5 protein-coding genes are annotated in these 7,325 nt (G+C 36.7%); 4 read left to right on the forward strand and 1 reads right to left on the reverse strand.

Features of this window, described 5'->3' with window-relative positions; translation table 11 throughout:
• Positions 1 to 76 precede the first annotated feature (76 nt).
• A complete protein-coding gene (locus tag MUW73_RS01495; RefSeq protein WP_243018499.1) occupies positions 77 to 808 on the reverse strand; it encodes a hypothetical protein in 732 nt (243 codons plus the stop codon).
• A 312-nt stretch (positions 809 to 1,120) separates the two neighbouring features.
• Between MUW73_RS01495 and hemW the strand changes: the two genes are divergently transcribed.
• The 4 genes from hemW (at position 1,121) to MUW73_RS01515 (ending at position 7,119) form a co-directional block, all read left to right on the forward strand.
• Positions 1,121 to 2,275 (forward strand): radical SAM family heme chaperone HemW, encoded by a 1,155-nt coding sequence (hemW, locus tag MUW73_RS01500; RefSeq protein ID WP_243018501.1) that lies wholly within the window; start codon positions 1,121 to 1,123, stop codon positions 2,273 to 2,275.
• Positions 2,276 to 2,403: 128 nt separating this feature from the next.
• Positions 2,404 to 4,170: an ABC transporter ATP-binding protein gene (locus MUW73_RS01505; RefSeq protein ID WP_243018503.1), complete on the forward strand. Its 1,767-nt coding sequence runs from the start codon at positions 2,404 to 2,406 to the stop codon at positions 4,168 to 4,170.
• Between the two features lie 321 nt (positions 4,171 to 4,491).
• Positions 4,492 to 5,490: a hypothetical protein gene (locus tag MUW73_RS01510; protein WP_243018505.1), complete on the forward strand. Its 999-nt coding sequence runs from the start codon at positions 4,492 to 4,494 to the stop codon at positions 5,488 to 5,490.
• Between the two features lie 771 nt (positions 5,491 to 6,261).
• Complete coding sequence (locus MUW73_RS01515) at positions 6,262 to 7,119, forward strand: hypothetical protein (RefSeq protein ID WP_243018749.1); 858 nt, start codon at positions 6,262 to 6,264, stop codon at positions 7,117 to 7,119.
• Positions 7,120 to 7,325 lie beyond the last annotated feature (206 nt).

Genomic DNA, 7,325 nt, shown 5'->3' on the forward strand with positions numbered 1-7,325 from the left:
TTTTTTCTAGCATAAGCCAATAGTGGTGAACGGAAACAATTATACTAGCAACCTATCACAACGGCCTCATCTGAGATTAGACTTCCCTTTTTCTTTTGTGGGTAACCCTATCAGGATCCTGAATGTATGGAGGATACCATATTGGTGCACGAACATGTTTTGAGGCAGATAGTACGCTTGAAGCGTCTTTTTGTACATTAGCGCTTTTAACGATTAAATACTCCGACTGTACAACGGTCTCACATTGTGTTTGTAGCGCTTGCATAAGATCAATGTGATTGGCCCTCCAATCTGATAAACACTTAGGACTAGCCTGTCGTTCACAAATGATATGATAGCCTATACATATATGATATATGGTTCGTGCTACCAAATTATTTTGATCAAGGAGATGTGCATGGGTGTAAAGCAATTTTAGGATTGGTTGATTATATATATTTGGCATTAACCATTTCCTTGTATTTCTATTTGTATTTGATAGGTTGTAAGCTTCTTCTGAAAGCTTTTGGTTAAAAGCAGGATTATGTTGAATAAGCGGGACAAGATTACACAATCTTTTACGTATTTCATTTTGCAGTTCTATCTGTTTCGAAAAATTCAAAATTTGAATATCATAATTATTAGTCGTAGTCTTCCTAATCTTATTAAGTATAGGCTTACATATTTTATCCTTTTGCGTAGTTTTGATAAAATCGTTTTTTTTCATACCCACGCTCATGCTTATTTGGTTTGCATTACACCCAACTAGGTGGATGAGCAACCCACTATATAAAGTCAGTTTGGATCCTTTTTTTAAATGTTTTAGCATAAATTTATATACTTTAATTTAGTGCAATTAATATCTCCTTGTTATCAATTAGATACAGATTTTTACAAATCCATTTTGGCTTTTTAGACTTAATCTTTAAATTGCATAGTAGCTGTAAAAGCTATAAGTAACCACTAGGAGCCAGAAAAATAAACTTTTTACTGACTGCCAATGTAAAATGATTAATAAAAAGTAGCTATTTTAGAAAAAAATTCCAATTGTATCTATACATATTTATCTTTTTTTTTATTCATCATCAAAATATAATATGCACATCGCATTAGCAATTTGTTCCATACCTATCAGATACCTTTGATCAAAGAACCACCCAAAAGTCATGCAGGTATTTATCTGCATATTCCATTTTGCAAGCAAGCTTGTCATTATTGTGACTTTCACTTTAGTACCAACTTGAAAGGTAAATCCTTGGTAGTGGATAGTATGATTCAAGAATTGGCACTACGTCAGGATTATTTGAAAGGTATCCCCATTACCAGTATTTATTTTGGTGGCGGTACACCCTCTTTATTGACCCTTTCAGAGATAGATAGGCTATTCAATCAAGTAGTCCGATGCTTTCCCATAGCACCAGGAGCAGAAATCACTTTAGAGGTTAACCCTGATGACGTAACGCCTGAAAAATTGCAAGGATGGCGCCATATCGGTGTGAACAGACTTAGCATAGGCATACAGTCCTTTAATGATCAGGCCCTTCGTTATATGAATAGAGCCCATACAAGTGTTATGGCAGAAAGAAGTGTAGTTTGGGCGCGTGCTGCTGGCTTTAGTAACCTAAGTATAGACCTCATGTATGCCATTCCTGGTACCACTATGTTAGATTGGCATAAAGATTTAACCCAAGCACTATCGCTACAGCCAGCGCATATCTCTGCCTATTGTTTGACTATTAAACCCAAAACAGTATTTGGATATTGGCATCAACAAGGCAGTATGATGGAAATAGATGAATCCTCAATAGCAGAACAGTTTGCATTAACTATAGAAACTTGTTACCAACAAGGTTACTTGCACTATGAAATTTCTAATTTTTGCAAGCCAGGAAAATATGCTAGACACAATACAAATTATTGGAAATCAGGTCCATATATAGGTATAGGGCCTGGTGCACACGCCTATAATGGATCTCAAAGACACTGGAATGTTTCCCATAATGCAGGCTATGTCAAGGCCATTCAAAGTGGTCAGTTACCTGCTACAGAAGAAACCTTAACCATAGCCAATCATGTAAATGAATATATCATGACCAGTATTAGAACCTGCTGGGGATGTGACTTTGATTGGATTTATGAAAACTATGCCATTGATCTTATGGTGATAGAAAAGGATTATCTAGAAAAAATTATCCTATGGGGATTCGCTTATTGGGTAGGCCATACATTATATTTGACAAATAGTGGTAAATTGCTAGCCGATAAAATAGCTAGTGATCTTTTTTTCGATGGTTGATCACTCAATGTCCATCGTAATACCTTATTCACCAATGTTCTGAACAGATACTCTCCATGCGCATTTATTCTAGGATTTTAGCTTACGCAGGGCCTTTAAAAAAGTGTTCTTGTTATTATTTTTTGGCAATGCTATTATCCATTTTTTTCGGATTAGCTACCTATGGCTTGGTGATTCCTTTGCTTAAGGTTCTCTTCAACCAAGAAGAGTTGAACAGCTTGCTACTGGAAAAGCAAGTAATGCCAAAATCGCGCATGGATATTGGTTATCTTACCAGCTTGTTCAATTATTATTTTATAAAAATCATTGTCCATCACGGTAAAATAACCGCACTCTGTTTATTGGCATTTTTATTTATGTTATCTAATGCCATTCATGGATTCTTTAGGTATATAGCAGATGTGACCATGGCTAAAGTCCGCATCAATCTAGTCCACAACCTACGTTTGGCCCTCTTTAAAAGCAGCTTAGATCTGCCTGTACAGTATTTTACAGATAAAAAGAAAGGAGATCTAATATCACGTATTACGGTTGATATTCAAGAAATTGAACACGCAGTTGCCGATATTTTGCGTATCTTTTTAAAAGAACCTACCCAGCTTTTTGCTTACATTTTTGTTTTATTTTATATCTCCCCCAAGCTTAGTCTTTTCACTTTGTTATTCTTACCCATTGTTGGATGGGCCATAGCTGAGATTATACAATCGCTTCGTAAGTGGACAGACCAAACGCAAAAGTCCTTGGGCCAGTTAATGAACTTGATTGAAGAAAGCGTCGGTGGCATTCGCATCATTAAAATATTTGGTGCTCAGCAATATGCTGTTGATCATTTTAAAGCAGAAAGCAAGTTATATGCCCGCACCAATAGGGCTGTAGCTAAGAAATCCTATATGATTGCACCTATATCTGCCACATTAAGTGTGGTAGCAGTTTCGATTATACTAGCCTATGGTGGCCATTTAATTCTTTTGGATCGTAGTATGCTTACCCCTAGTACTTTTATTGCTTACATCATTATTTGTTCTCAGACACTTATACCGATTAAAATGATTTCCAGATCTCTTGGTCATATTCAACGGGGCATAGCTGCTGGCAGACGTATTTTTGATCTATTAGATGAAAAATCTGAGCTTAAACATGGTTCAGTGGCACGCGTATGTACTACGTTCAAAAATGAGATAGTCTTTAAAAATGTTTCCTTCTCCTATAATGATACAAAAGAAGTTTTACATCAAATCAATTTTACCATTCAAAATGGAGAGACCGTGGCATTGGTTGGTGCTTCTGGATCTGGCAAGTCTACCCTTGTATCCCTCTTATCTGGCCTCTACCAACCCAATAGCGGTACCATTGAAATAGACCATCTGCCTATTGCTCATATTAGTGCCTCATCCTTGCATCATTTAATGGGCATCGTCACACAGGAATCTATTTTATTTCATGATACTATTTTTAATAATATTCTCCTGAATAGGAAGAGATTTACTGAAAAAGAGGTGATAAAAGCGGCCCAAATAGCCTGTGCACATCATTTTATTATGCGTTTACCGCAAGGCTATCATACCATTATTGGAGGCAATGGCAACAAGCTCTCTGGCGGTCAAAAACAACTAATTTGCATGGCTAGAGCTATATTAGGGAATCCGCCTATCTTGGTGTTAGATGAAGCTACCTCAGCTTTAGATAGTGCCTCTGAGCGTAATCTGCAAGAAGGCCTTCAACAGCTTATTAAAGATAAAACGTCTATTGTAGTAGCCCATAGGTTAAGTACCATTTATCATGCCGATAAAATTATTGTATTGGACCAAGGAACCATAGTAGAACAGGGTACCCATGCTAGCCTATTGGCGCAAGGCGGGGTATATAAGAAGTTATTTTTATGGCAACAAAATTAGAGCTAATTTATTTTTAATAAAGCACAAGTTTTGCTATACTTTTGTAACTCCTTTTGATGCCCCTTGTTTATAAAAGAAAAGTAAGTTAAAAAACTTTTCTACCAATATTGTAGGCATATATCAAAAATATTTGTTAAATTTGCAAAGTCAGTAGATTCCTACTAATCTATATCTCTTTCATCATTATGGATAATTTCTCATAAAAATCAGGTTTTTCAGGTTTTTAGCTGTCTTAACTTAGGCATTCACCTATTGATCAGTGTTGCAGCCCTATAAAACCCCGTCATAACATACAGTCATATACAATCAAAAAAGATCAAAATGCAAATCTTATTAATTAGGCGTTTCTCTTTACCTTGTTTTTTTATTTTACTTTTTTTTGCTCGATGTACATGCCCCCGGAATAGTGTTATACCAACATCTAACGAACTTAAAGGTAAACAAAGCAGCCCAGTAAAAGATGATAATCTACTAGGAGTTAGTCATGCAGGAGAGGATAGCCATGCAGGTGATAATCCAGCGGAAGTTAGCCATGCAAATAGTAGCGCTCAGACTGGTGGAGGCCCATCTGGTGGTCAGGGAGGAGTTGGCTCAGTCACAATGAATAACGATCAAGAGCCTACCGCGTTTGCTCATTCTGGCAGTAGTAATAATGCAAATAGTGGCGCTCAGACTGGTGGAGACCCATCTGGCGGTCAGGAAAGAGCTAGCTCAGTCACAATGAATAACGATCAAGGGCCTACCGCGTTTGCTCATTCTGATAGTGATAATAACAAATTAAATTTTGATAATCAGGTTAATATAGATAAAAAAACTAATGCGTCTTCTGAGCCTGAGATTGATATAATTATGCGTGATATATCCAAACTTATAAACCCCAACAAATCATGGGTATATGTACAAAAGATAAATGGTTGGAACCAAGCCTGTCAGAAGATTAAGCAAGAGATCCAAGGTGAGCCGGATCTACTTAAGAAAAAAGAGAAGATTGAAAGACTGGTTAAAGAACTATCATCTAAAAAGGAAAAAATGAAAAAATATAAGAATAAGAGCGATGCATTAATTCTTAGATGCGAATCAGAGTTGTATAAGCAAAGAGTTTGTAAGCACAAGGCAGGACCAAAGAATAAGAAGCGAAGTTTTAAAAAAAATTTCTATAAGATGTCAACTAAAATAAAGAATCTGGAAGACCTAAGTAACAAACTGGCAAGTTTTATGTTCAGCAGCCAAGACGAAATAAATAATTATAAGGAGGAGTTGAAGAAAATCCAAGAGGAAATCCAAAAGAAAATAAATATAGGTAATAAACACCCGAAATGAGCTGAATAAATCTTTGCAAGATATAGAATTAGCATTCCAAGAATCAGAAATAGCGCTAAAAAATAGTTATGGAACCCCATAAACTCGGTGTTCCTTTAAGCCATTTTTATTTTAATCTTTGACGCCGTTTCCATAGAGCATTCTAAAAATTTGTATGCATGGAGCCCTATCTCAGCATACCCCAATCAAGTAACATCGCCCCTTGTAAAATAGTTGCATTTAGCAAGTGACCGTTACAACTGCTGCAATAGCAAAACGATTGAAAGCCCACCCCGAAGGGCAGAAAATAAAGCCCTGTACCAAAGTATCTGTTCTTGACTTTGGTAAAAAATGAATTTTTGTTGTTACTTTTTTCTTGATAAAAAAGTAACCAAAAAATCAAGCGCTGATGAAAAAAGGGCGCGTTTTTTTTCTAGCATAAGCCATAGTGGTGAACGGAAACGTACCAAAACTTGCATATATTCATATATATAATATATTATCGCTATTATAGCTCCCGATCAGCAATCGGGCACATTTCAGTACAATGAACTCCTTATAAATACAAAAAGCGATATAATAACTTAAAATAATTTCTTATACTTGGAAATATAAGCTCAGTGGCTTGATGCCCATCTGTCCGACTATGCATTTGCATAATTACATATGTTGCATAACTTTTGTTTAATATAGCATAGACTATTTATGCCATTAACGTTGGTCATGCCTCTATGCTTACGTTAATAAAAAAATTTATAATATACACAATTATACAATCAAACATAAATTAAAATGAAAGCTTCATTAACTAGATTCTTTTCTTTCCCTTGTTTTTTCATCTTGCTTTTTTTTGCTCGATGCAAATGCCCCGGCAGTAGCGTTACATCAACATCTAACACACCTAAAAGTAAAGAGAAAAAGCCAGGAGACGACAGCAATCCAGAAAAAAGTGCCCATGCAGTAGACACTGGCAATGCAGCTAATGGCGTAAAAGCTAAGGGAGACAAGGAAGGTTCTATTGACGGTAATGAGAAAAAAGAACCAAATAATGGTTCAACTCCTCCTCCACCACCTCCATCTCCTAGCAGTAGTGGTAATCGGGGGCCTATTAAGCCTAGCTTATCTGCTAATAGTGTTTCAACTCCACCACCAGCATTTCCTAGCAGTGGTACTAATGGGAGGGCTAGTAAGCCTAGCCTATCTACTAATAATGGTTTAACTGCTACTCAATCTCCTAGCAATAGTGCTAATACTAAGGGTTCTAGTAGCATTAGCCAGGCTACTCAGGACACTTCTTCAGTATCAAACCAGTCTTCTAACAATAATGATAATAACTCTGGTGCTATAAACTCAGGTGGTGGAACAACTAGCAATAGCCAATCTAATGTGCAAGAAAATCAGCAAGGTACAGAGATCGATTCTGCTCAGGAGGCTTCTTCAGCAGCAGACCAGCCTTCTAACAATAATGATATTAATAACTCTGATGCTATAAACTCAGGTGGTGGAACAACTAGTGATGGCCAGCATAGTGTGCAAGCAAAGCAGCCAGCTGGTCAGATCGATCCGAGTGTAAATCAGGACTCATTGAAAGAAAAGTCCCAACCACAGTCTGATACTTCCCCAACCGATTTGGGAGATAATAAAAGTTAATAAAAATGAGCCTAAACTAGCTAAAGATAATTAGCCTTTAATTTGATGCCCACGTAGCGGGTATAGAATAGCATTTTTTGAATGGATGATCAGTAGGTCGTCTGGCTTATGGCCGACGATAAAAAATTTGTTTCCGTTCACCACTATGGCTTATACTAGGAAAAAAATGCGCCTTTTGAAAAAAGTACGATCAGCAAGCGGAGTTT

Origin of the sequence: Candidatus Cardinium sp. cByotN1 (assembly GCF_022810525.1) — a bacterium.
Lineage (GTDB): Bacteria > Bacteroidota > Bacteroidia > Cytophagales > Amoebophilaceae > Cardinium.